Below are 26,503 nucleotides of genomic sequence, written 5' to 3'. Positions count from 1 at the left end.
TTCGTTTAAAATTTTTGATCTTCCAATCAAAGAACGTTTTTACCGCGCACACAAATCAGGGCTAATAAAGTAAAAGCCCTTGTTAAAGTAAAAAAATGCGCTGTAACGATTAAAACGGTTCATAACCTATCTCCGTTGGTAGATAGATAGATTATAAAAAAATTTCGGCTTTTTGTCAATAATTTTGATTAGGTTTTTCCTTTCTTTTTCAAATTATCCGTTTTTTCCGTCGAAATCGAACGTATATAAATTTTAACATCTTCGCGCGCAATTAAAAATCCGACCCGAAAAAACGGATCGGATTTTTCTGTTACTCAATTGTCTTTGTCTGTTTCTTTGGTAGTGGCGTCGTCGGTTTCTTGCTCATCCTCTTGCTTTACGGGTGTAACAATACCGAACACAACCAAGAGCGAGCATACTCCGTTTATCACCGCATTAGCCGTCTCGTCACCGATTTCCACGCCGAACGCGCTTAATATGAGTATGACCGAGCCTATCAGTCCTATCCAAAAACTCATGCTTTTTATTCTTTGCTTCATATGCACCTCTATTCGTCGCCGGGCCGAGCCAGACTGCCGTATTGGTCGAGCAATTTATTATAGTAGTAGTTGGACAAATGCTGACGATAGAACGAGTGGTTCAAAAGCTCGAGCTTGGCCTGTTGGGGCGTAAGCGAAGCGAGGTACTCGTTCATCTTGCCGTACACCGCCTTGTATATCTCGTCGCGCTGTTCGCTGTTCAAAAGCGACAGACCGTTAGCCTGCTTTTCCTGCGAGAGCTGCGCAGAGTAGAGATCGCTTTCGAGTTTCATGCGCTCGCCGTCGAGCTCGGCTTGCTTTTCGCGCACCGAGTTATTGTACTTCTCCACCTCGATTATCTTTTTGTCGCGCTCGTCTTTGAGCGACGAAAGCGTTTGATTGAGCTTGCTCGCATACGAGAGGTTAAAGTCGTTGAGCGCCGATTGGAGCTTGCTCGAAATTTGGGCTATGTCCTTATCGAGCTCGGATATTTTTTTGCCGTAGCTCGACGCTATATCGGCGTTGCTTTTAATGTATTCCTTTTCGAGCTCGGCGCGGTTTACCGCCGCTATCGACGAACGCGCAAGTCCGCGCTTTATCGCGTCGTTATCGACGGCGCGAACGCCCTCTTCGTACTGCTTATCGAGCGCGGCTATCTCGCTGTCGCGGTTTTGCAGGTACGCGTCTTTCGTGTCCTGCAACGCCTTGCCGTCGGCAGCCGATTGATCGCGCACCGCCTGCTCGCCGCTCGTTTTGTAGTCGTAAAGCTCATTCTCGGCTTTGATTTTGAGATACTCGTCGCTCGGCGCGGTGTAGCTAAGCTCGCTCAGCTTGGTTTGCGGCAGCTGCGGTTTGGTCGCGTCGTACAGCGGCGTTTCGTACTGCTTGACTATGTTTTCAAGCTCCTCCCGATCCTTGCTGTTGTCCGGGAATTGTGTGATTGGTTGAGCCATATTTTTTGTACTTCTCCTTGATCATATTGTAGCGGTAAAGCTCGTACTTGCGCATGACCTCTGCGCCCGATTTTTTCTCGTGCGGAGATACTTCGGGCGGCGGGCTCACGCGCTCGTTTTCACGCATTCCGCACCTACCGTCTTGACTCTTGCGCCACGAACGCCGCGCTTGATCTCACGTATATCGGCAAGTATCGCCTCTGTATCCGTCTTGATCGACGACAACGATTTGAGGCTGTCTGTAAGCTCGCTTATCGTCTGCGTGTACTTGCGCTCGCGCCGACTGCTGTCGCGAAGCTGATACACGAGAAGTCCGCAAAACAGCACGGCAAACAACCCGTTGGCAACAACGAGCGATATAATTTCGTCCATGATTTTCCCCCTTTGATTTTTTACGTTACGGCTTGTCCGCCGAAAATGACGGCAGTCGCGGCTTGACGCGGAACGGATAATTTAAGATCGCCCTCGCCCGCCGGCAGTACGGCAATAATCGGCGAAGTTCCTATCGCGATTTGTTTGTAGCAAAAAACAAGTCGGCATTGCTCACCTAAAAATCTGACTATTATCGCCCGATCGGTGCTCAACGATACCGTACCGAACGAAGTATCGGTGCCCGTCGCTTTGCCGTTCAAAACCAGCGCCGTCGTGCGCTCCGTCACCGTGTGGCGCACTTTCTCCAAATTTGCGTTACCGTCTTCTACAAGCGACAACGCGCGCGTTGCTCTATCCATGTTCCCTCCGAAACAATTAGGAATTGTGAATTTGAAATGATTGACACCGCCGGGTGATTTTATTTAAATATCCTTAATTCCTAATTAACTATAAATAACCGTGATCGGCTCGACTCTGCACTCTCCGCCGTCGCAATCGACAGACACCGACGCACGTCTACAATTTACGTTAAGCCGCTTACGACCGCCGCCTGTCTTTACGTTCACTTCCTTTCGCTTGCCGTCGTAGTCTATGCCAACCGTTACGGGAACATCGTTCACCACATACGCTTCACGCAAGACCTTGAGCTTATCGGGCGACGAGAAATCGGTAGTCGGACCGTGCCAGTGCGCGTGCAGACTTTCGTCAAACCGTTTGCCGCACTTGGCGATCTCGCCGCCCACGCCACTCTCACAGCACACAAGCATATCCTCGCCGTTAAAAGTCACGGACTGCATAAACGAAATATCAAGCCCCCTCGATACGGCGTACTCGCCACTCGTGACGTCGTATACCAATAGACCGTTACACGCACAATCGTTTGCTTCGCACCCGACAGTCTCACCGTCCGCGAAATTCATACGACATGACAAGTAGTATTTTCCGTCGAAGAACGCGCTCGCCGTCGCCGAGCCGCGCTCGATAAGCCCGTCGAGATTACTAAGCCGCCGCGTGCAGTCGTAGCCGTCGAACGAGTAAAGCCCGTCGCTTGCGAGAAAGACTATCACCGATCCACAGACCGCTATACTGTCGGGGTAAATTCGCCCCGCAGTAACGAACAAATTAATTACCGAAAATTCGCTTGAATCGCCGTACGCCGTTACGCGGCTTATTCCATGGTCGCGGAATATGTAGAGATAGCTGCCGAACGACACGACGCGATTGAGATAGCCGCGCTCGTCGAGTAGCTCGATGAATCCGCCGCCGTCTTTGCCTATCGTCCAATTCGTGGGATCAAGGTCCTGCGAAAAGAAAACCTTGGTCGGCTCTTCCGAACTCGTGACAAACAGACGCTCGTAGTGAAGCGCCATGCTTGACACAACGGGTGACGTGGTATGTTCCTCCAGTATCCTGCCGTCCCAAGTAAACAACTTTCGCCCCTCGCACGACATCAACAGAACGTCCTTAGAGTTAAGCCGATAGTTCAGCGCGTGCATGGGCGGAAACATTGTTCCCGAAATATAATAGCTGTCACCCATGGCGGTGTCGTACATTCTCAAAATCCCATTGCTCAATTGGTACACGTATTGGTCAACGTATCCGTTTTGCTCGTCCGAGTAGTAGCGGTAAACCCAATACCGCTGAGTCGTAGCAGGGATATTCTTGTTTTGGCGCACGCCGTAGCCCGTAGTGAGCGCGCCCGACGCCGTGTCAAAGTTGTAGCATTCGGCGGCGGTGTTGAAGTCGAGCGTACTTTCGTCGTGCTTAACGTCTATGCGTCCGAACGCGCCAACGCGCTTGCGGTATCGACTTGATTTAGGTATGTTTAGTCTTGACATTATTTCTCCTGCATCCTAATCACAAAAACCTTCTCTTAGGCAAAACCGCACGACGCGTGATCCGCCTACACTCGGCTTCCGCGTTATACCGCTGATCCCATATCGCCGCCTCGTCCGTCCTGCCCGTTATAAGACAGTAGTTGCGCGCGGCAAGATAGCCGAGGATATTACAATCGAGCGTTGCGCCAACTTCCGCTTCGTCATCCACATTACGATCGGACGGCGCGATAATATACGCTATCGAGTACGCGCCGTCGCTCGGCACGGCTATTCCACGCGTATCTATTGTGAACGACACAGGTTTTCCGCCGCGCTCGACCTTTTTAACGGCCGAGATAACGCCCTCAAACGCGTCGAGCGGAATAAACCCGCCCACCGCGCAAACGACCGCGGTATGCACTACGGGAAAGTCCACGCGCGTTTCGGCTATTGCGAGGTTCACGCACTTAACGAGCGTTTTCGCGTCGGCTTCCAAATCCGCGATCTCGTCGCTGTCGAGCTCGTCCGCTATGTCATCCGCCTGCAATATCGCCGCCGCGCACTTTGCTATATCTTTTATCGTCATACTAACCCCCTACCGCGGCAAGCGCACGGACTATCGCGTTCTTCCGTTCGCGCTCCTCGGCTTTTCGGTTTTGCTCGTCCATGATCTTGAGGTTTTGTTCGAGCCTGTCGGCGCGCGTGTAAAGCACGTGCCTTACGGTACGCTCGTCAAGCGTATCGTAAGGCAGTACCAAACACAGCGTGTTTTTATCCTTGCTGTTATGCACCTCGAACTTGCCCGTTTTGTAATTGCGGAAAACGTAGTAGCCGTCGTCGATGCTTTTCAGCCTGCGGCACACGCCGAACAGATCGTCCTCGATTACCCTGCCTATCAACGCGTGATACCGGTAAGCACCGCCTGACCGTTGGGCTTGGAGCAGATAAGGTCGCAGTACTTGACGAGGGTCGCCGTGTAAGTCGGCTTGCCCTGGTTCTGGCGAAGGATCTTGCCGTTCTCCGTTTCGAGGAACCGCCAATCGCAGAGCTGGTGAAGCTTGAACGCCTTGGTGTTCAAAAGGTACATACTTCCCTCGGGCACGAACCTGTCGTAAACGAGCGGAATGCCGTTGTACGAAATGGACTTGAACCCGCCGTCGAGCTCCATGAAGTCGATATTGCGCCTGTACGCGCCCATGTAGTCGACGAACGAATACTTGGCGTCCTGCGAGCACGCTATAAAGTCGACGGTCGAGCCCGCGTCGTTTTCGAGCGCGTCGATAGCTTCCTGAATGGTTATCTCGTCGATAGTGCCGTCGACCGCTTTCTTGTACGGGTTAAGGAAGGGATGCGCCGACTTCTGCACGCCGTAAATTGTCGATCCGTTGAACAGCGCGCCGATACCGGTTATCTCCTTGTCCTTAGAGCCCTGAACGTACAGCTTGTCGCCCGCCGCGAGCGTTACCGTACTATCGAAGGTTATCTTCTTATCGGCGCGTTCGACGTACTTAATACGCGCCGTGGTCTTTTTTGTTCCGTCCGCGCCGTAGATATCCACTACGAGCCCCTCGACTACGTTGCGCACGGAATCTATAACGATCGCGCCGCCCGTGCCCGCGGAAACGGACGCGAGAAGCCCCGTGCCGTCGCCGTACAGCATACGTCCGAGATTAAACTTGGACGCGTTCAAAAGCCCTTCGAGCTCGGCGTTGAGAAGATCGGTAAACGCGCCCTTGCCGCCCTCGGATGCGCGGATAGCCTTGTCGGAAATCTCGATCTGACCGTAAAGGTTTTTGAGCGTTGTGACGAATTGAAGATAATTGTTGCCGTACGCCGCGGGAAGATCTCCGTCCTCATCGCCCGCGCCTACGCCGCCGTTAATGCCGAACTTCGCGGCGGTGCGGATCTCCTTGCCCCACACGTCGGACGAGGTCTGCTCGATCTTGCTGAGTAGCGGATTGACGCGCGTATTGAGAAGATCGGTCACCGTGCCGAGGTATACGGTCTTTAATGCGTTTTCTGCGTTCTGTAAAGTTACCATGTTTTTCTCCTTTTATTTGATAATTTGGTTTGTTCGATCGGTTTGGCTTAACCTAAAATCTCGTCGGCTAACCGTTTAGCGTCGGCAAGCGTGCGCGGGCGCATGGCGGGCATGATGACCGCAGTGCCTACGGGCGCGCTACCGCCGCCGCGACAGGACAGCTTGCGCTTATACCGCGCGAGTACCTCGTCGACAATCTCTGGAATATCCGCTATCGCGTCTACGTACTTGACGGCAAACGCAATGATGTCGACGGGCTCGCATTGCTCCTGCGCGGGCGGCTCTTGCGCTTCGGGCGGCTCTGCCGCAGGCGCAGGCTCGGGCGCGGGTCGATCGTCCGCCGCTATGGGCTCGCCGCACGAAACGTTGAGTTCTTCGCTCGGCGCAGCCCCTTCGACGGTCGCTTCGGCGATTTGTTCTTGTGCTTGCGCGCTTTTGTTTTCCTTCTCTGCTTGTAACTGCTTTATCAGTTGGCAGCGCTTTGTAAACTCCTTTTCGAGCGCGTTGTAAGCCTTGAACAGCTCCTCTACCGAACCGAACTTGCCTATATTAGAGGTCGAAATATCTTCGACTTGTTCTATCTGATTATCTTGAATGTCTTTCATAAAAACTCCCTTTTATTGACCTTCGTTTTGAATTCCTAATTGCGAATTCTTAATTGTTTCATGCTCCCTGATATGCGCTTTAAGCTTTTCGGCGCGCGCACCGCTCGGGCACTCCGTGAGCAAGAACTTGACGTGCGTATCGATATGTATACCGTGATCGTCGAACTCGTTAAGCTCGTACTTGCCTTTTGTGTTCTCGCTTTCGGCGCGGGAAATATGCACGTCGGCGAGGTCCACGCTGCTGTCCCAATCGCCGTAGCCGAGCGCGTCCATAAACCTGTGCTTTGCGGCTTCGCTCATCTTGCCTTCGGCGTCGAACAGCAAGCCCATTTTGTAAAGCTCCATCATCATGTTCTGGCGCATGGCGGGCGTTGACAAAAGCTCGTTGTCGGTAGCGAATACAACGTCGTCGCTCGATATGTCAGAAGCCGACCAGCGCATAAGCTCGACCTCGCCGTTCTGCCCGACGATACGACTGAGCCGCGCGTCGCTGCCGAACTGCTTGTAAAGCCGCAGGATATGCCGCGCTATCTCGCGCGCCGCCGAGCGCACGTTCTCCGCCGACAGCGAGAGCCTGGTGTCGTCCTGCTCTATGAGCAGCTGCAACGCCACGCCGCTCATGTTCGCGGACAACATATTAGAAGAACGCATGATCTCGCTGACGCCGCTTATGTTCGTGAACTCGTTGAGAAGGCGCGCTTCTTCCGCGTCGAAGCTCGACGGTATGCCGCTCATCTCGACCATGCGCGGCGGAGTCGCGCCCTGACGGTAGACCAAGATCTTGCCGGGCGAAATACCTTCCTGTTCGAGATTATCTATATCTACGGAGCCGTCCTCGACCGCCATAACGCCCATGGTCAGCCTGTTCATAAACTCGTGCTTGCGGTTCTTTACGGCGTTGTACGCACGCTGGACGGGTATGCTGCGCTCTACTATGGACGTGCCGAAAAAGCATCCGCAGCTGCCGAGCGCCACCTGCTTGACGAACGGAAAGCCGCGCTTGCCGTCGGCGCGATTGACGAATGGAAGCGGACCGTAATGCAAAAGCTCTTTGCCGGCGACCACGGCGTATTCGCCGTCCGCGTGCTCTGGCGTAGGCAGTGTGAACCGCTCTATGAGCACGGCGCAGTTCTCGGCGGCGACCGAAGTCAGCTTGTTCAAAGTGCTGTCGGCAACCAGCCCGCCGCCCACCGCCGCCGAAGTAACGCCGATAATATCGCGGTTTTCGGGCGGTACGGTCTTGCCGTAAACACGCTTGATTTCGTCCACGTCGACGGCGCGCGCTCTTATTATCGAGCGACAGTCGTCCACGTTCTGCGCAAACACGCTGTCGGGATAGATCTCGAACGGCGGCACGACCTGAACGCATACGTCGCCCTCGTACACCCCGTCGGATATTTCTAAGCCCGAATTATCGTCCCAGCCCACGTAGTAGAAGCTCGTGCCGCAGATCTCAGACCACATCGTGCCGTCTGACAAACGGTTGTCCACGTCGAGCTTGTCACACGCCGAGCCGAGTATCTTAGTCGAAGTCTTTGCGGTCTTCACGTCGCCGTCGTCTGACGAGAACGGACGCACCGTAAGCGACGGGCGCACGCTGTTCAGCTTGGCGAGCCGCGTTTCGACGAGCGAACTGATATGATTGAACACCTCGCGCTCCTGCCAATAGTAGTCGCGCTCTACGTCCTGAATATCGCCTGTCACAGAAGCCGTGCAGTACTGGTTGCCGAGATAGAAATTCATATTGAGCCGCCACTGCACCTCGTACGGGCGCCGCGCCTCGCAACGCTTTTCGAAATCGTTCCTTACACTCTCGACTATGTCCTCGCGGTATTCTTTGGATAAAGATTTTTCTTTTTTCATTTCGTACCCTTACTCGTTTTCCTCTTAGCGGTCTCCACCGACTTCGGCACTATGCTTTCGCCTATCGCCGTATACAGCGCATTCAGGCATTGATCGCAAAAGTACATTCGCCCGCGAATACCCACGCGGTCGAACTTGACCGCTTTTGTCGCGCGGTTGCGGCACGCCCCGCAATCGCATTTAATGTTGTGCTTGTTCTCGATTATTTGCATAAAACCTCCTATTGCGATTTTTTTAACTCCTTAATAAGCCTTATCCTTTCCGATTCGAGCTGCTCGTCCGTAAGGTCGCTGACCTCGTTGTTATCGAACAGCATTTTAGCGGCGGTCATGTCGGGCGGTACGTCCTTAGTCGTGATCTTACGCTTAACGAGTTCTAGCGAGCCGTCGACAACCGCGTACTCCTCGACCACCTCTTGCGCCTCGTATCCGCACGCCCGCTTGACTACCGCGTCCAGAATATCGTCGTGTGATTTCATCTTCTTCTCCCGTTACGCCTTATAAGCCGCTCCTTGTCCAGCTCGATCTCGCTCTTTGCCCGCACCGACCTGGGCGGAACGGGTCTACTCATAAGATAGTATCTAAGCTCGTCCAGGCAGTGATCGTCGGTCTTTACCGGACGGTCGCCGTCGCCCCAGCGATAGCTTTTAAGCTCGCGAATGAGATTGACGCAGTTCTCGAAAATAAACAAGCGCGGCTTGCCGTCGGTCATTAAATACTGCTTAACGCGGTTTATGCCGCTAAACAGATCCTTATTGACTCGCGTGTCTACTAGAATACCGTTGTCGCAAAACAGTTCGGCGACCGACTTATCGGCGTTAAGCGTATGCTGATTCGCCGCGCTGTCTATGAGCGCCGACAGCCGCCCGCGCCCGTCGGTATGCCAATTAAGCCGCGCGGCAATTTCCTTTATCGCCTCGGCGTGGTATGCAACGGGCTTGCCCGCCTCGAAATGCTCGGCGACCACGTACACGTTCCCGTCGTAGTCGACGGCGTAGAAATGACAGGACAGCGGATTGTTAAGCCCGGGATCAATGGACAGTCTGTCCTGCCACTCGCGCGGTATATCGAACGGCGGGATAACGTGAACACGCTCGTCGAACTCGGTGTACACCGCGCCCTTAGCGTCGACGAACCGCCCGTACCGCCTGACGTCGCGCTCGGCGTCCGTCATTGCCGCCGACACGCGCGCCACCTCGTCGGGATCGAGGTACGGGTTGTCCGCCCATTCCATGAAAAGGTGCCAAACCTCGGGATCGGCATTGGCGTTAAGGTAAATACGTTTATATACGAACGTAAGCCCCAGAAGCGGCGTCATAGTGCCGTACAAAAGCCCCTTCTTGTCGACCACGCGCATGGCGCACTCGTCGTAAATATCCTCGGGCGGCTCCTCGTCGAACCAAACGTAATCGAGCGACGCGCCCGCGAACTTATCCCGCCCCGCCTCGCAGGTCTTGAACCCGATAGTGCTTATCGTGCCAAAAACGTTCTTGACCGCTATGTAGTCGATAACGCCGCCCGACGGGTTTTGGCTCTTGCCGCTTTCCATGACTATATCGACTATCCAATCGGGGTTAAGATAATGCAAAATCTTCTTTTGCGCGACCTCGCGCTGCACCCTGCGCGACAGCGAAACCACCCAACCGTCGGTGCGCTTGTTCTGCTTGTACGGGTGAATGCCCCGCGCCAGCCAAACCGTTTCTACCGCGCCGCACTCGGTCTTGCCCGTGCGGTTGCCGCCGAACACCCAACGGTTGCGCTTAGGGCATTTATGGAACTCCATTTGCTTGATATGCACTTTTTCGGTATTGTACCGAGCGAGCGCGTTATTTCGGTATCTGCGCTTTTGCTCGCGCTCTATCCTGAGAATTTTCTCTACCGTAGCCGTCGTAGTCATTGTAACTTCCTTAATCACCCGAAATTCGACAAAACAAGATACGCGTCGCTAAGCGAAGCGTATTAAACTAAAAACCATGTCGGTATTGTGTTCGGTAATGACGGCGCTGATGTTTTTTCTCATGCCGTCCAAAACAACTTTATATAACGCCGCAATGCAGCCCGTCGTCGACCTACCCGCCGGCTATTTCGTCATGCAGAGCGACGTCGACGCGCCGAGCGGATATATCGCCGTGGCGTACGACGACATTAGCGGCTACGTGCGCGCGGACGAAGTGCAGGAAGTCGACTATATCCCCATGACCAAGTACGAAACGACCGTGCGCTTTTACTGCGATAACGACGGTCAGCCCGTCAACCTGCGCTCCGCGCCGAACAAGACCGCCGACGTCCTGACCGTGCTCGAACCGACGGGCAGCGGCAGGTGCTACGGCTCGATAAGCGGCGATGCAATAATATCGGGCGCGGGCGATCTTTGGTATTACGTCAAGACCGAAACGGTAAGCGGATACTGCTATTCGGCGCACGTCCGCGTCGACCCCATCCCACCGAATATAATCGAAAAGGAAGAACCCGTAATCACCCCACCTGTCATCGACGAGCAACCCGAAGAACCGAACGAAACCCCACAAGCAATGTCTACCACGACCGCAATAATCTTTTCCGTTGCGCTGTGTATCCCCGTTCCGTTTATTATGTATTTCCTTTTCCGTAAACCGAAAGACGAATAGGAATTTTAACTTATCTTTATTTGCCTTCCCCTCAGGGGGAAGGTGTCGCGTAGCGACGGATGAGGTGAACGATCTTTTCCATATTCGCCTTCCCCAATTGGGGGCATGGGGGTGGTGGCACGGCGCAAGCCGTGACGGATGAGGGCATTTAATTACTCGCAACAGCTTTATAATTAACGGTAAACCCTGCACTCTTGACCGCCCTTTTGGGCTTGCGCTTAATGAGTTTGAATAAATACTCGAACTCGGTATTTATCCGCTCTACGGTATACCCCGCAAGCTCGATTGCGCTTAGCGCGATTTTATAATCGTCGCTATCTCCTGCTACGCCGCCGAACACGCACGAACGGAAAAGCCCAAACTTGTCGCCGAGCGCGCGCTCGATAAAGCCGTACAGCACGTTGAGGTTGCAAAGATCGATGCGCCGATTATCGAGCTTGAACAGCTTTTGCACGATCTTATGCGCGGGCGTTACGAGGTCGGCGATCACGCTTTCCTGCTCGCGCTCTATCACGTTCTGCAAGCCGCAAATAAGCGGGTTGATAAGTATTACGTTGTCAATTGTTCTTCGTTCCGTTCGCATAAAACTACGTTCTCCTCCACAAATAGCGAACCGCCTATATCTCACGACATTGGCGGGTACCGTTTGTTATTTTCAACCGCAGTTTAACATTGAATTACTGACAACAGTATGTCAATATATACATAGCGACGTTTTTCTCAATAAAAAAATTACTCCCGTAAAGGAAGTAACTTTAATAACCTTATTCGCCTTGCCCTCAGGGGGGGCGTCGCGTAGCGACGTCGGTGAAAAACTCTATCCTTATTCTTCCGTCTTATTTTCCTCGGCGAGCTGTTCGCTTTCCTCTTTCTTTTCTTCCTCGGTGGGGGCTTCCTCTTTTACTTCTTCGCTCTCTTTCTTTTCATCTTCGTCTTCGCCGTTCTCTTTTACTTCCTCTTTAACCTCGTCGGGAGTTTCATTCTTCTCGTCCTCTTTAACTTCTTGCACGGTTTCCTTCTTTTCTTCTTCCTTAACTTCTTCTACGATAAGTTCGTCGCTGTCGGCAATGAACGCACTGCCCTCGATATACTTATCTATAAACGCAGTAAATGCGTCGGTATACTTTTGCTTATCGACAGCGTACGAGAGAGCGTGTCCCGCGCCCACAATAGATAAAAACTCTTTATTCTCGGACGCGCACGCTTCGTAAAGCTTGCGACCGAGCGCGCACGGCACGTACTTATCTTCCTCGCCGTGAATGAACAACGCAGGGATAGTCATGTTCCGTGCGAAGCTTTCTATATCCGCGTCGTAAAGCGAATAGCCGTGAACGAGCTTAACGCCCAAGTTCACCATATACAGCGATATTCGCGTGCGGGTAGAGATCTTATCCGTATTTCCGCCAGCGAGCACCGCCGCGTACTCGTCGAACTGCGAATTGAACCCGCAATCGTCGATAACGCACTTAACCTGCGAAGGCAAGGTCATACCGCTTGCGGCGATCACCGTCGAGCCGCCCATGGACGTACCGCAAAGCGCAATCTTCACGCCGTCGCCGAAAACGGCTACCGCCTTATCTATCCAGCGCAAAAGGTCGAACCGATCGAGCCACGCCATGCCGACCTTGCCGCCCGAACCTTTATGTCCGCGCATGGCAGGAATGATAACGTCGAAGCCGCGATCGTAGAATATCTTGGCTTGGGCTTGCATGGAATGCTGGTTCGCGCCGTAGCCGTGGCAGCAAACGGCGACCCTACCCAAATGCTCTGGCTGTTTAATAAGCAACGCCGAAAGCTCCACGCCGTCGTATGCGGTCAAGGAAAGCGTTTCCGTCCTGTCCTTTACCCCACCGAACCACTTGGAATTCACGCCGAAGTTCTCGGCGGTATAACCGAGCTTGATCCGTTTCTCCAACGGAATTTCCTTGCGCCGCCCGAGAACGAAATGAACGGGCAGCAACGCCCACAAAACGAACGCCACGGCAACAAACGCCAAAGCGCCCGCAACAACTATCAATGCAATCATCCAGGTTTGCATATCACCCTCCGTATAAACCGATTATATCAAAATAACGCCGAACTGTCAAGCAAACGAAAAGCGCGGCATTTTGCTTGACCTATCGCCTTAACCGTGATACAATATACGGGTATTCGATTTCAGTTGAATACCCGTATATGTTCTCGTAGCTCAGCTGGATAGAGCGTCCGCCTCCTAAGCGGAAGGTCGCGCGTTCAAGTCGCGCCGGGAACGCCAAAGCGGCAGTGCAAAATTGCACTGCCGCTTTTACATTGAACGGTAATATTACTTTGCCTTTTGTAACGATATTACCGAAAGGCAATCTTTAACTTGCATCATCCCGAGCGCAGTCGGGGGATCTAGGCGAACCGCCGCAAGGGTGCCACGCAAATACTACCTAATCAGCTAACCCGTGATCTCGACAGAGCCGTAAACGACTTCTATGTCATAGAGCTCGGTAACGTCGTTGCCGTCGCCGTCGACTATCCTGACGTTCTTGGGTTTGTTCATGACTGTGCCGTCCGTTATGTCGATGAACTTATTATACTCGATAACAAGCTTGTGCCCCGAAATAAGGTTGCCGCTCGTCGTGGTAGCGGGGAACTCTATCGGCTTGCCGTCGTACGGCTTAACTACCGACGGGGTCGAAACGGTAAGCTTGATCTTCTCAACGGAAAGGCTCGTGTCCTCGAAAACGATCTTATAATTTTTAGCGTCCAGCTCGTCGTTATTGATATGGATATATCCGCGCTCGACGAATATCTCCGCAAGCTCCTTGCCGTCGATCGAGCCCGTGGTTATGCCCTCGTACTTATCGTAATCGATAGTTACGGTTTCTACGCCCGCAGGCTTATATTTGACGAAATACGCATAGCCGGGAATAAGCTCGGTGATAGTCAATGGCGTACCGTCGTACTGCTTGCTGTGGTTGCCGAAAACAACCGTTATAAGCGCCGAAACGACCTCGATCTCGCCCTCATGCTTTTCTATCTTGTAGTTATCGGTAACGTCCACGCCGTTCTCGTCGTACAGCGTAAACCAAACGATATTGCTATTGGATATACCAATGCCGTACTGCTCGCCGTCCACCCTGCACTCGTAAGTGTAATTCATAGCGAGAAGGTCGCTGAGTCTAACTACGTTTTGCGCCTCGGTATCGCAGTCCTCGACCTTGTTTATCGCCTTGACTACGCACCCCTTGTATTCCTCGACAACGTCGACGGGCTTGATCGAAATAACGGGTTTGTCGTCGCCGTCGCCACCGCCTTCTTCGCCGTTTCCACCGCCGTTGCCGCCGCCACTCATGTTGCCCGTGACCTCAACGCTCACCCAGCCCACGCCGTCGATATACACCTCAACCCAGGCGTGACCTATAGTGACTTCCACCCACTCGCCCGCCTTTACGGAAGTCATAATGCCTTCCACGTAGCGCGCGGGCATACCGAGCGTTCTAAACAGCATGGTTGCCGCCGTAGCGTAATGACGGCAAACGCCCTGCTTGTATTTATCGAGGAACGCTATTACCGTGCCGTCCTCGTCGACGTCCACTATGGGATCGTAATCGAAGCTATACTCGGCGGATTTTTGGATATACGAAGCTACCTTATTGATAATTTCGGGATCGGCGGGATCGAAGCCCTGTGCCCTTATAACGCCGTTAAGGAACTCGCGCGTTTTGTCGTCGACCGCCAAATACCCAACCCCGTTAAGGTAAACGTACTCGCGGTAAGCGCGCTCTATCTCGGCGTACTCTGCGGGCAAGGAAGCGGCTTTAAGCTTCGCCCCGCCGTCGGAACGCACGTTGTACGAATAGTATTGCGCCGACCAGGTATACAGATCGTCGACAAGCGTTATGTCGCCGTCGTTCGGCTCGCAGATAATATCGCTTGACTGAACGTGATTGCCGTCGAGTGTTTTATAGTTCGGCACGGCGTAAAGCCCGCTCGACAGCGCCCTGATATCGACAGTGGTCTTAGCCGCATTCGCCGCGTCCAAAAGCAAGCTCGCAAGATAGTTTACCGAATAGCTTTTACCACCGTACTCGATATACTCGCCGTACCTAACGCCGCTCGAATCGGTCCAGTCCGTGCCGCTCACGTACTTGTTATGGCTTTGCTGGCGCAGGTACACCGTACCGTTCTTCTCGCCGTACACCCACATGAACGGCTCGCCGCCGCCCTCGCCGTTGATTTCCACCACAAGCGTGCCGTAGGTGAACTCAAACTCGAAATTACCCGTAACCAAAGCGGACGGATCACGCCCGATAATGACCGAAAGCAAAAGCGAATTTTTCACCCTGCCGGGATCAGTTATCGTAGCGTAAGCGTCGACAACTATATTGTGATCATCGGGAAGCTCCCCTTCCGCCTTGAACGACGGGTTGGAGTGTTCCTCGCCGTCGTACCACCACTTGCCGTCGGCAGTGATTATTTTAATCACTGCGGGATTGACCGTAAGCGTGCCATACTCAATGCCTATGTCATACTTCTTGGTGGCTTCCGTAAGATAGAATTTCAGCACGTTCTCGTAGCCTATAACGTTGCCGTCATCGTCGCGCAAAACGTTTTTAACGGAAACGTATTCGGTAACGGTTATGCCCAAGCTCTCTATGCTGTCGCCGTCTTTAAGCCCCGTTACGGTAAAGGTCGGGTTAAAATGCTCGTCGCCGTTGTAGGTAAACTCGTCCGTCGCGGTGGTGATGATGAGCTGTTCGCCCGTAACTGTAAGAACACCGTCCTTGTCGCTGAACTCGATAATATAGTAATCGGTAACGTAAGCAAAGTACATATTGTCTTGCTTTAAATACACCCTGACCGAGCCAGTTGCAAGCGCGTTTATCGACGAGCCGACGAAAGTCCGCGACCCGTCGCAATCGGCGTACGATATATGCCCTTCGACAAGATCGAAATAGTTTTCGTTATCTACGTCAACGCAAACGAACCCGCCGAAGCCGGTAGCGGTGAGCGGCGTGCCGTCGTACACCTTTTCCGCCGAAGCCGCCTGAACCTTGATACGCCGCCTGAATACGGTAAGCTTACCGTCGTATGTTTCGATATAGTAGTTACCCGTCACGTCGTTGCCGTCGCCGTCTTTAATGACGACAGAGCTAATAACGTTATCAACCTCGCCGGGAACAGTTATGCTGTTATCCGCGAACGAAACTTCCACGCTGTGTCCCTCGACAAGCCCGAACTCGCCGAACCCGTCCGCAAAGGTATAACTTCCGCTCGGCGTAAGCGGCGTGCCGTCGTACGCCTTTTCGTGGCTTCCCGCAATAATGCCGATAGGTCGCTGCGTAACGGTGAGCGTACCACGCACGAACGTAATATCGTAATCGGTCAAGTACCCCGCCGAGCCGTCCTCGCACAGTATGCCGCAAGTAATAAATTGATTATCGACCGTGCCGACGTTCACTATCTCGGTGGCGGCGGTAACGTTAAGCGTTTCGCCGTTCGCAAAGCTTCCGCCCCTTACGGTATAACCGTAATCGAATTTCGCCGTGCCGTCGTAAACCCAAGTATTAGAAGCCGTTTCGATTGTTACGGCACGTTTCGTAATTTCGAGCGTGCCACAAGTCGAAATAATATCGTAGTTGTCCGTTTTGTTGACGCCGTTTATATCGCGCACTTCGTAAGCTATTTCGTTATCGACAGTACCTACGTGCGTTATCGCCGCGATCGCCGTCGCATAAAGCTTATGCCCGCCGATAAACCCGTCGCCCGTAACCGTAACGCGAGTATCGGAAAGCGGCGTGCCGTCGTAGGTCTTACTGTTATCGGGCGTAGTTACGTAGATAATGCGCGGCGTGACGGTGAGCGTGCCGCTGTTCCAAACAACGTTATAATTGCTCGTAACGTCCCTTTCGCCCGACATGATCTTAACGGTGTGAACGTTACTAATACTTCCGACGTCCGTGATCGACGCGGGTGTAACGAGCGCGACTTCATGCCCCGAAATAAGTCCGCCAACGACCGATAACGCTTCGTTTTTGAGCGGCGTGCCGTCGTACTTCTTTTGATCGCTGTCCGTCGCGAGCGTAACGGTACGCGCCGTGACAACGAGCCGCCCCACCTTTATATTAAAAGCGTAGTTATCGGTAGTATCGTTACCCGATTCATCTTTCAGCGAATACTCGCCGTACTTGACGGAAGTCGAACCCACGTTCGTTTGCGAGCCCGAAATCTCGATTGTAAAGGTATATCCGCTTCCGTCCACGCCGTTGGGATAAACAATGGAATAGGTTTTCGGCGCGAAAAGCGGCGTGCCGTCATACTCCTTGTTGTCGCCGTCGAGCGTGACGTATATGATCTTCTTTTCCGCGACAACTTCGAGAGTGCCGTGTTCTTGGGTAATATCGAAGCATTCGGTAACGTCGACCCATTCGGTATCATCGAACATTATCGAAATACCAAGAACGTTAGGCGTTGTGCCTACTTCCGTTATACACGTATAGTCTTTGACAATAACGTAGTGCCAAAGCGGGAGCGTACCTTCTTCTATCGAATATTCGTCCGTAAAATGAATTTCGCCTGTGTACGTCCAAACGCCGCTACCCGTTTTTATAGTAAGCGGTCGGGGCGTTACGTGCGCACTGCCAACGCCGCTTATCGTTATTTCGTAACAATCGGTAACGTTCTCGCCGAACTCGTTTAATAATACCACGCTTTGAATGCCGAACGCTACGGGCGCGGTCGTTGCCCACTTAACAGTATTATATTTCGGAGTAAGGCTGTCGCCGTCCGCAAGACTGCCGAAAGCAAGACTGTACTCGGCGCACTCTATCGGCGTGCCGTCGTACACCTTGGTTTGAAGCTCATTGACCGCCCCGACCGTGATCGCTCTCGGCGTGATAGTGATCTTGCCGTAAGTATATTGGATATTGTAATTATGCGTTTTGTCAACACCGTCGGCGTCCAGAACGATTGCGGTAAACACGTTATCGTATTCGCCTACTACTGTAAATTCATTCCACCCCACATACGATACCGGTTGTCCCGGAACAAGATACTGTAGATCGCCTCGAATTTTGGCTTCGAATTTTCCGTGCGAATTGCCGTCGTATTCGAAGGTATCGGACTCAGAAATAAGGGGTAAGAGTCGCGGAATTATTTTTAGCTCGCCCCACTCGTATTCGAAGTCGAAATTTTTAAGAATTTCGGCGGACAAGTCGAATTCCAAAACGTTGGGAACGCCTATAACGTTACCGTCATTATCGCGCTGAGCGTCACGAATAATAGTCCATCCGTCAACCTTAATTGCTTCCTTTACCGCGCTCAATATTGCGTTATCGACTCCGCTTGCGAACAAATCGAAGTCTTTATCGAAAAGATCGGTATCGTAATACAGCGCGGCCTTGCCGTGCGAATGAATTGTTATAGTCGGCGGCAGTATTTTAAGCTCGCCGAATTCTACGATTTTTATATCATAGTTATTTATGTCCGCGTCGGTGCCCGACAATTGAAGGTTAAGGAGATTACGCGTGCCTATAACGTTACCGTCCTCGTCACGCATAACGTTTTGAACCGCCACGCCGTCTATTGCCGTTATCTTATGATCGAGCACAGGCAGGAGCGAACCCTCGGCAAACTCAAATTCAAGGTGCCGATGCATCTCGCCGTCGTAAGTCCAGCTCTTAGACCCGCTTACGATCTCTATCGGGCGCGGGGTTATTTCGAGATAGGCATCCTTAGCATAAGAGGCAATATAATAATTATAGTTTCTTACGTCGGTGTTAGCATAATAGACGTAATACGAACAGTAATTGCGTTTGCGTCCTACGTTCGTTATCGTATCGCCGGCACGCACGGTTCCGTCGCCATCATAGTCATAGTAACGATACCGTATCTCATCCCCGTCCAAAAGAGTATTCGAGTATTTTTCAAACATGGCGTCACTTATACTAGGCCTGTCGGCTCTGGTAAAATATCTCCACCCGAAATCGTAATGCGTCTCACCGTCGTAAACCCACGTATGGCTGTTGGGAACGACCATTATATAGCGCCGCGTAATTCTGAGATTGCCAGTAGCTACTTCAAGATTGTAATTATCGGTTTCGTCTTTGCCGTCGATGCCTACTACCTTATATTTTACAAGGTTAGCTGGGTTGCCTTCACTGACTTCTTTTATTTTTGTCCACGAAAGAGCGACCAAGTCGTGACCTTCCACGAGCACGTTGTCGTTAGCAATATCATCGGGAAGATATTCCGCTTCTATGTAATCCCAGTCCGTATCGTAATGCGGCTCTCCGTCGTATACCCACGAATTGGTTGCCGTTCTGATCTTTACGTACCGCTTCGTAACTTCGAGCGCACCGCTAACCTTGGTTATTTCATAGTTAGCCGTGACGTCCTTCTCTTCGCCGTCGATTTCCGCCGTGATCGTGACCGAAGAAATTTCGTTTACGCCTGTTCCCACGTTCGTGATCTCGCCTGAGAACTTGGCGGTAATAACTTGCCCGACTACAAGCCCGATTTCTTTATCTTTGTCGAACGGCGTATAAGTAAAGTTATCCCCGTCGGTGTTTTTGAGCGGGTCACCGTCGTAAACTTTTGTAAGATCGTCTTTGACCGAAACGATTATCGGGCGGGGCGTGACCGTCAAATCGCCGAACACCCATTCAACTTCGTAGTTATGGGTTACGTCCGTCTTCACGCCGCCGATATATTGATAAATGAATATACTGTTAAATTCGTTCTTAACCGTTCCTACGTCGGTTATAACGCCCGTACCGTAGCGATAGTATATATCGTAGTCCTGACCTTCTACAATGTTATCGGCATGAGCGGCGTGGTAAGAATGCTCCTCTCCGTCGTAAACCCAAGACTTAGAAGCCGTCGTAACGGTGATCTTCCGCGGAGTTACCGTTAGCGTGCTGTACTCGTAAGTGATATCGTAGTTTTTGGTAACGAGCTTACCGTTTTTATCGTAAATGTTTACGCTGTTGATCTTATGCTTATACTCGCCTGCGTCGAGCGGCGGATAATCGGGATCATCGCTGAGCGTAACGTTTATATCGGCAATTACGTGTCCGGATATCAAACCTACGCGATCGACACGATTGAATTCGGTATATTCATAGCCGTCGTACCAATGAATAAATTCCCCATTATACTCCGCCGTTTTATCCTTAGGCTTAATAGTTATCGGTCGTGCTTTGACAGTAAGCGTGCCGTAACTTTCGAAAACTATATCATAGCAATCGGTAACGTCGTCGGGAGTCAAAGAATTATGCAATACGCTGACTTTTACGATATTAGCCGTACTCCCTACGTCTGTTATTTGAGAATATTGGTCATAACGGAACTTGTCGGTCTCAGCAAGCGAGTAACCGTTCAAAAAGTTAACGACCAGCATAGTGCAACTTCCGCCGTTATAAACGAACTCATAGTCTGGCGTGTACACCTTGATTTCACGCTTGGTTATTTCAAGCGTGCCGTAACGCTTCGTTATAATATAGTTGCGCGTAACGTCCTTACCCGCGCCGTCGTAAATCGTTATCTCATCTAATTCGTTAGTAACTTTCGATACGCGAATAATCGACTGTTCTTTATACGTGTAAGTGTAAGTATGCCCGTCTATGAGGTCATAAATGAGATTGAGCACGCCGCCCGCACCGACAGAATATCCGCCGATTAATGGCTCTGACACTATATCGCTCGCAGAAGAAAGCGGATATCCGTCGTACACCTTTTCGCCGCTGCCCGCGGTAAATACCACCGTACGTTTTTTGACGGTAAGAGTTCCGCAAGTGATCTCGAATTTATAGTTTGCAGTATTATCTAAGCCGTCGCCGTCCTCAACGGTGAACGTCAAAACATTTTCAATCGGCTTTTCGGTTGCATCTGTCACGGTCGTTTTCGACTTGACTTTAAGCGCGTGATCGAGAACAAGTCCCGTTTTGTCGGCTTCGCTCGGCGCGGTCACTTTATAGGTATCGCAATAATGCGAATCGCCGTCGTAGGCGAAGGTGTCGCTGTCGGTAGTTATATACACCGTGCGTTTCGTAACTTCGAGCCAGCCCGAAACGGTGGTTATATCGTAGTTAGCCGTTACGTCCTTTTCGCCCGCCGTTATCGTGACCGAAGCTATCTCGTTGATTTTCTCTTTGCCCACTTCGGTAAGTGAACCGGCGAAGGTCACCGATATAGAGTGACCCGAAACAAGCCCGCCACTTTCGCCGTAGTCGTAATCGGTATATATAAAGTTAGTGTCGTCGGTATTAGTGAGCGGAGCGCCGTCGTACACCTTTTGGCAGTCGCCCGCTACAACAGCTATCTCGCGCGCGGTGACGGTGAGTACGCCTACCGCATTAACCGTTATTACGTAGTTATCGCCGCTCGTTCCCGCGACCTCGAACTCTACCTCGTTGAGCGTTCCGCTGTCGCTTACGTTGGTGACGGTGGTATACCCGTCCTTGGCTTTGAGGGTATGCCCCGAAACGGGTTTAAGCTCGCTCGTTACCTTGTAGCTCACGTCAAACTGCGCGTACCCGTTGTAGACGAAAGTATGCGATAGCGTTTCGACCGTTATCGGGCGCGGCGTGACGGTAAGCCAGCCCGCGACCTTTTCTATCTCGTAGTTGTTCGTTACGTCCTTATCGCCCGCCTTGACGGTGACAGAAGTAATAGAATTTACTTGCGCTCTGCCTTTATCGGTAATCGAGCCTTTGAAGCTAGCTGCGGAAATTGCGTGACCGCTAATGAGCCCGCTATTCGAGCCGCCCGCCGTAACGGTATAGTTATTGCCGTTCATGTTTACAAGCGGCGTGCCGTCGTATACCTTTTCGCAGTCGCCCGCCGTAACGGTGAGAGCGCGCTTATCGACGGTAAGCGTGCCGTAATCATAGGTCACGGCGTAACAGCTCGAATAGTCTTTGCCGTCGCCCTCGACCGAAACCTGCAACGCGTTATCGGTACTGCCCGCGTCCGTCATTTCGACGCGACCCGATACCTTTACGGAGTGCCCGTCAAGAAGCGAACCGCCCGTCACTTCGAACTTTTCGTTATAGAGCGGCGTGCCGTCGTAGGTCTTTCGGGCATCGCTCGTTTTGACGGTTATCGGGCGCGGAACGATTTTAAGCGTGCCGTAAACGACCGACAATTCATAGTAATCGGAAGCAATATTTCCGTCGCCGTCCACTATCTCGAACGCAAGCTTATTAGAGGCGCTTCCCACCTCGGTTATGGTCGCGCTTTCGGTAACCAACGCGCTGTCGCCCTCTACAAGCGGCGTAGCGGCGTCTAACGCGAACACGGGGTGACTTAGCGGCGTGCCGTCGTACTCGCGCGAGCAGTCCTCTGTGGTAACGTTTATCCTGCGTTTTAATACGGTAAGAAGCCCCGTATCGACGGTGATATTATAGTTGATTGTAACGTCGGTTTCGCCGTCGTGAAGTATCATGATCTCGGGCGCATTGTTCACCGCGCCGGGCAAAGTCACTTCCGCAGAGAACGAAGCGACCACCTCGTCGTTCGCGGCGAGCGAGCCGTCCGCTATCTCCCACTCGTGGAGCATAAGCGGCGTGCCGTCGTACTCGCGAGTCGCGCTCTCTACGCTTATTTTAATATCGCGTTTAGCGAACGTTACGGTACGCTTAACGGCGTTGAGCTTATACGAATTCGTCACGTCCTCGCCCGCGGCGTTGGTGATCGTGACCGCTTTAAGAACGGGGGTTATATCGCTGCTTTCGAGCGAAACGGCGGTGTACTCAAAGTCTGTGCAAACGGCTGTATCGCCCTCGGCGAGCTCGGCAATTATGCTCGGCGTGTCGCCGTAAACGAGCACGCCCGAAACCGAAATATCTATCGCCTTTTGCAAAATAGCGAACGGGTATTCCTTGCCGTACGAGGGCGCGCCGTTTATGCGCTTGCTCACCGCGCGAACGTAATACTTACCCGCCGCCGTCGGCATATCACCCGACCACTCGGTATCTCCGTCGGCGCGGTACTCGTACTTAACGCCGCTCATAAACGCCGAAGCCTTGTAAGGAAGCTCGGTGCCGTAAACTATTTCGGCAGGGCATGAAACGCTGTCATACACCAAGCCGCGCGTGGATAGCAGCGCCGCGACCGTGCCGAACAACAACACGGCGCAAATGATAATGAGCGCTCTGAACCGCTTGACAACTCGCAAAAACTTAGCGAGCCTAGCCATTTTTTTATTATAATCGGCGTACCGCATTATGCGTTTCTCTAACCTCCTTAATCTAATCTAAACGGAAGAACAGTAAGCTTCCCGTACTCGTAAGTTATCGCGTAGTTATGCACTGCGCTCGACCCGTCGGGCGCAGTGATAAACACGCCGTCGACAGTATTCATGCTCTGACCTATCGTGCTTTGAGCGCCGCCGAACGACAGGAATATCTCGTCGCCGCCGACTATGGCTTGAACAGCTTCGCCGTCCATCTCGCAAAACACCTCGAACTCGTCGCAGGTAAGCGGACCGTCGAGCTCGTCGAGATAGCCGACAGCCGAACCCGTTTTAATGACGATCGCGCGCGGCGTGACGGTGAGCGTTCCGAAGTCGTCCGTTATCTTGTAGTAATCGGTAACGTTATTCCCGTTCTCGTCGATGATGATAAGAGTGCAAACGTTCGCGCTGCTTCCTACGTTTCGCTGCGCGCTCGGCATGAGTGCGGTGTCTATCTTATGCCCGCTCAAAATCTTACCCGTCATAGAGTAATCGGTCTTGTCGGGAAGTAGCGGCGTACCGTCGTACACCTTGCTCCTATCGGCGGTGGAAACGGTGATTTCTTCGAGATAGATTTGAAGCTTGCCGGGCTTTAACGAAATACAGTATTCATTCGTCACGTCGCGGCCGTTTTGATCGAACAGGCTGAACGCCGTAATGCGCGTTTGCGTAACGCCCACCTCGGTCGCCGCGCCCTGCACGGTAAATTTATACGAATAGCCCGCGTCCTCGAACGAGGTAAGACCTTGAAGCCTGTCGCCCTCGTAAGTAAACGAGCTCTTGCCGCTCTTAATAAAGTCCTTGTTATCGAGATAGCGGTCGAACGGCTTAATAGTGATCCTCGCGTCACTGTCGGGGTCGCCGATAACGGGGTTGCCGCCCGCACTGCTTCCGCCCGTAACTTCCACCTGATACCAGCCCTTGCCGTCGATATACACCTCTACCCACGCGTGCGCGCAGTCCTTTGTCCAAACCTCGGTCCACTCGTTAGCGGAGGTTTGAACGGTATAGCCCACACAGTACCGCGCGGGAATGCCAAGCGCACGGTAAAGCAGCGTAGCCGCCGCCGAGTAGTGCCGACATACGCCCTGCTTATAATCGCTAAGGAAAGCCACGACCACGTCGGACTCTTTGTCAAGCGCTTTATCGTATTCGAGGCTGTACGCCGCCGCCGACTGCACGTAGCTTGCAACAGCCGACACGAGCGCGCCGCCGCTTAGCGTCGAAAAGCCCTGCGCGTCGATTATCGTATTGAGGTATTCGAGCGTATCGGCAGGTACGGAAGTATACTTATTGTAAACGAATTTACGGTAATTCTTTTCGACAGCGGCGTACCGACCGAGGTTCGCGCCGTTAAGCGAAACACCGAGATCTGCCGCGTAGTCGTAAGCGTAATAATTGACCTTGTACGTATTGCCGTCGCCTACGTACTTGACGTCGCTGTTTTGCGCCGTGCAGATCAATTCGTCCATGGTCTGGTAGTACGGAAGATAATACTGCGAGGTATTGACCCGCTCGATCGTCGCGCTGTTATACGTCTTGCCCGCCGACCACAGCATATAGCCGGACAGATAGTTCATGCCGAAAGTGCTGCGAACTTTTCCCGTCATTTCGTCAAGAGTTTGAAGAAGATAGCCCGAGTAGTCCTCGGCAGGGTTGAACCCGCTGTAATTGTAATCGCCAAAACTCGTGTACCGCAAATACATGCGCGTGCTCTTATCGGTGAAAACACGCATAGCGAGGATATTTTCCTCGTCGTCGCCGCTGCTCCCGCTAAGACTTCCGCTGTCGCTGAGATCGCCGCTCGACCCGTTTTCGTCGCCGTCATCGCCGCCTTGACCTTCGCCCCTCTCATCGTCCGAGCCTACGCCCTGACCTTCAGGCTGACCGTTGCCGCCCTCGGGCTGACCGTTGCCGTACACGACGAGTTGACCTTCTTGAAGCTTGATAGAATAACAATTAGTCACGTCGCGCCCGTCCTTATCGAAGATAACGACCTCAGCGATCGTATTGGGCGCAGTGCCTACATACGTTATAGTACCTGACACCGTTACGTACACGGTCTGCCCGTCGGCAATGCCGTAAACGGCTTTTAAGACTTCCCAGCTGTCGAAGGTGAGCGGCTCGCCGTCAAACTGCTTACTCTTACTACCCGACGAAATCGTAACGGGGCGCGGAAGCACGGTGAGCGTGCCCAGACTGTACTCGAACTCCACGTAATCGCTCGCGTCTTCGCCGTTTCGCGATGCGGTGACGAACACCGCTTCGTTATCGGCGTTGCCGTAAAGCGTGCGCTCGCCCGCGACCGTCGCCGTTACGGTAAGATCGAGATATTTATATGACTTACCCGAAGCAAGCCAAATATCGCCCGCGATCGTCTCGTCGCAAACCACGCGCCACCCGTCCGCGGTGAGCGGCTTGCCGTCGTAAACCTTGTAATCCGACCGCGTTTCTATCCTGATAATTATAGGCGTAACCGTGAGCTGCCCGAACGTGAAGATTACCTCGTACTTGGCGGTCACGTCCCGTCCGCTTGTGTCAATCGCCTTAAAGACCGCGACGTTATCGGTCGAGCCGACTTCGGTCTGCGAACCCGTGACGGTAACGGTATAGCTATCGCCGTCTATCGCGTGTCCGCTCGTCATCGAATAGCCGTTCTTGGTGAGCGGCGTGCCGTCGTACACCTTTTGCGCCGACGGCGTGGAAATTTCTATAAGCTCGCCCACTACGTGAAGAATACCGTACAGGTACTCGAACTCGTAGTTCGCCGAAACGTTTTTATTCCCGTCGAACACGAGCGCCGTGAACTTGTTTTCAATCTTGCCGGAAGCGGTTAGCGTGCCCGTCACGAAATACTGTATCTCGTGACCAGTCACGAGCGTGCCACGCTCGATCTTGCACTCGTCACTTTTAAGCGGCGTGCCGTCGTACTTCTTTTCGGCAGAAGCGGACGAAACCACTATTCCGCGCGGCAAGACCTCTATATCGCCGAGGTTGAGCTCTACGTCGTACGTATCGGTAACGTCATAGCCGCTCCCGTCGGTGATTTTGTATTCGACGGTATTTTTGCTTACGCCCGCTTCCGTCCGCGAACCCGTGACGGTAAGAGAAAGCTCATGCTCGGCTTTGAGCTCGCCGCCCTCTATCCACCACTCGTCGATGGAATGCTCCTTGCCGTCGTACTCGACGGACAATCCCGCCGTTGCAATAGTCAAGCGGTTAGGCGCAGCAGTGATCACTCCCGTTGCGATAAGGATAAAATACACAGCAAGAAGCACTACAATACCTACCGTCAGCATACCGACGATAAATACCGTTTTCGATTTTTTGATTGTTTGTGCTTTTTGCTTAGCCACGATTTCTCCTTGATTTATCTTTAATTTTTAATTACTGTTCGCGTATCTCCGCATAACGTCTTTACACATTGTCATCTTGTCCTCGCCGAACAGCTCGTCCAAATAATTGCAGTACCCTTCCGCCGCGTTCTTCACGTATATCGGGTT

At 52.6% G+C, this 26,503-nt stretch carries 19 protein-coding genes and 1 tRNA gene; 2 read left to right on the top strand and 18 right to left on the bottom strand.

The features are described from left to right. Positions 1 to 314: 314 nt before the first annotated feature. The 14 genes from HDT28_05140 to HDT28_05075 form a co-directional block, all read right to left on the bottom strand. Positions 315 to 539: a hypothetical protein gene (locus HDT28_05140; protein ID MBD5131959.1), complete on the bottom strand. Its 225-nt coding sequence runs from the start codon at positions 537 to 539 to the stop codon at positions 315 to 317. 8 nt (positions 540 to 547) lie between these two features. Then, entirely contained in the window at positions 548 to 1,471 is a 924-nt protein-coding gene (locus HDT28_05135) for a hypothetical protein (GenBank protein MBD5131958.1), read from the bottom strand. Continuing rightward, a complete protein-coding gene (locus HDT28_05130; GenBank protein ID MBD5131957.1) occupies positions 1,416 to 1,598 on the bottom strand; it encodes a hypothetical protein in 183 nt (60 codons plus the stop codon). The genes HDT28_05135 and HDT28_05130 overlap by 56 nt, the downstream gene beginning before the upstream one ends. Next, positions 1,577 to 1,843 (bottom strand): hypothetical protein, encoded by a 267-nt coding sequence (locus tag HDT28_05125; GenBank protein MBD5131956.1) that lies wholly within the window; start codon positions 1,841 to 1,843, stop codon positions 1,577 to 1,579. Before HDT28_05125 ends, HDT28_05130 begins: the two co-directional genes overlap by 22 nt. 20 nt (positions 1,844 to 1,863) lie before the next feature. Beyond that, a complete protein-coding gene (locus HDT28_05120) occupies positions 1,864 to 2,202 on the bottom strand; it encodes a hypothetical protein (protein ID MBD5131955.1) in 339 nt (112 codons plus the stop codon). 84 nt (positions 2,203 to 2,286) lie between these two features. Then, the gene (locus HDT28_05115) at positions 2,287 to 3,681 is read right to left on the bottom strand and encodes a hypothetical protein (GenBank protein MBD5131954.1); all 1,395 of its coding nucleotides are present in this window, start codon (positions 3,679 to 3,681) and stop codon (positions 2,287 to 2,289) included. Positions 3,682 to 3,700: 19 nt separating this feature from the next. After that, positions 3,701 to 4,246, bottom strand: coding sequence for a hypothetical protein (locus HDT28_05110; GenBank protein MBD5131953.1), 546 nt, complete (start codon positions 4,244 to 4,246; stop codon positions 3,701 to 3,703). A 1-nt stretch (position 4,247) separates the two neighbouring features. Then, the gene (locus tag HDT28_05105) at positions 4,248 to 4,559 is read right to left on the bottom strand and encodes a hypothetical protein (protein ID MBD5131952.1); all 312 of its coding nucleotides are present in this window, start codon (positions 4,557 to 4,559) and stop codon (positions 4,248 to 4,250) included. Then, the gene (locus HDT28_05100) at positions 4,556 to 5,701 is read right to left on the bottom strand and encodes a phage major capsid protein (protein ID MBD5131951.1); all 1,146 of its coding nucleotides are present in this window, start codon (positions 5,699 to 5,701) and stop codon (positions 4,556 to 4,558) included. The genes HDT28_05105 and HDT28_05100 overlap by 4 nt, the downstream gene beginning before the upstream one ends. 47 nt (positions 5,702 to 5,748) lie before the next feature. Further along, positions 5,749 to 6,306 carry a hypothetical protein gene (locus tag HDT28_05095; protein MBD5131950.1) on the bottom strand — a complete coding sequence of 186 codons (558 nt, stop codon included), beginning with the start codon at positions 6,304 to 6,306 and terminating at the stop codon, positions 5,749 to 5,751. Between the two features lie 12 nt (positions 6,307 to 6,318). Continuing rightward, positions 6,319 to 8,169, bottom strand: a complete 1,851-nt coding sequence (locus HDT28_05090) for a hypothetical protein (GenBank protein MBD5131949.1) — start codon at positions 8,167 to 8,169, stop codon at positions 6,319 to 6,321. Beyond that, on the bottom strand, positions 8,166 to 8,381 hold the full coding sequence (locus HDT28_05085; protein MBD5131948.1) for a hypothetical protein: 216 nt from the start codon (positions 8,379 to 8,381) through the stop codon (positions 8,166 to 8,168). Before HDT28_05085 ends, HDT28_05090 begins: the two co-directional genes overlap by 4 nt. 8 nt (positions 8,382 to 8,389) lie before the next feature. Continuing rightward, positions 8,390 to 8,647: a hypothetical protein gene (locus tag HDT28_05080; GenBank protein ID MBD5131947.1), complete on the bottom strand. Its 258-nt coding sequence runs from the start codon at positions 8,645 to 8,647 to the stop codon at positions 8,390 to 8,392. Beyond that, positions 8,644 to 10,065, bottom strand: coding sequence for a hypothetical protein (locus tag HDT28_05075; GenBank protein MBD5131946.1), 1,422 nt, complete (start codon positions 10,063 to 10,065; stop codon positions 8,644 to 8,646). Before HDT28_05075 ends, HDT28_05080 begins: the two co-directional genes overlap by 4 nt. Positions 10,066 to 10,141: 76 nt before the next feature. Between HDT28_05075 and HDT28_05070 the strand changes: the two genes are divergently transcribed. Beyond that, positions 10,142 to 10,795, top strand: coding sequence for an SH3 domain-containing protein (locus HDT28_05070; protein MBD5131945.1), 654 nt, complete (start codon positions 10,142 to 10,144; stop codon positions 10,793 to 10,795). A gap of 148 nt (positions 10,796 to 10,943) precedes the next feature. Here the strand turns inward: HDT28_05070 and HDT28_05065 are convergent, their stop codons facing one another. Both HDT28_05065 and HDT28_05060 read right to left on the bottom strand, forming a co-directional pair. After that, a complete protein-coding gene (locus HDT28_05065; GenBank protein ID MBD5131944.1) occupies positions 10,944 to 11,378 on the bottom strand; it encodes a hypothetical protein in 435 nt (144 codons plus the stop codon). Between the two features lie 240 nt (positions 11,379 to 11,618). Continuing rightward, complete coding sequence (locus HDT28_05060; protein ID MBD5131943.1) at positions 11,619 to 12,833, bottom strand: alpha/beta hydrolase; 1,215 nt, start codon at positions 12,831 to 12,833, stop codon at positions 11,619 to 11,621. A gap of 139 nt (positions 12,834 to 12,972) precedes the next feature. On the opposite strand from HDT28_05060, the gene HDT28_05055 reads away from it, so the two are divergent. After that, positions 12,973 to 13,049, top strand: a tRNA-Arg gene (locus HDT28_05055). A gap of 168 nt (positions 13,050 to 13,217) precedes the next feature. Here HDT28_05055 and HDT28_05050 read toward each other — a convergent pair. Together HDT28_05050 and HDT28_05045 are read right to left on the bottom strand one after the other, a co-directional pair. Then, a complete protein-coding gene (locus HDT28_05050; protein ID MBD5131942.1) occupies positions 13,218 to 22,964 on the bottom strand; it encodes a transglutaminase domain-containing protein in 9,747 nt (3,248 codons plus the stop codon). Positions 22,965 to 23,011: 47 nt separating this feature from the next. After that, a complete protein-coding gene (locus tag HDT28_05045) occupies positions 23,012 to 26,356 on the bottom strand; it encodes a transglutaminase domain-containing protein (protein ID MBD5131941.1) in 3,345 nt (1,114 codons plus the stop codon). Positions 26,357 to 26,503: the final 147 nt, after the last annotated feature.

The sequence above is a fragment of the Clostridiales bacterium genome (assembly GCA_014799665.1).
In the GTDB taxonomy this organism is placed as follows: domain Bacteria; phylum Bacillota; class Clostridia; order Christensenellales; family Pumilibacteraceae; genus Anaerocaecibacter.
The sequence above is the reverse complement of the archived record's forward strand: the minus strand, read 5'-3'. Positions and strand labels throughout refer to the sequence as shown.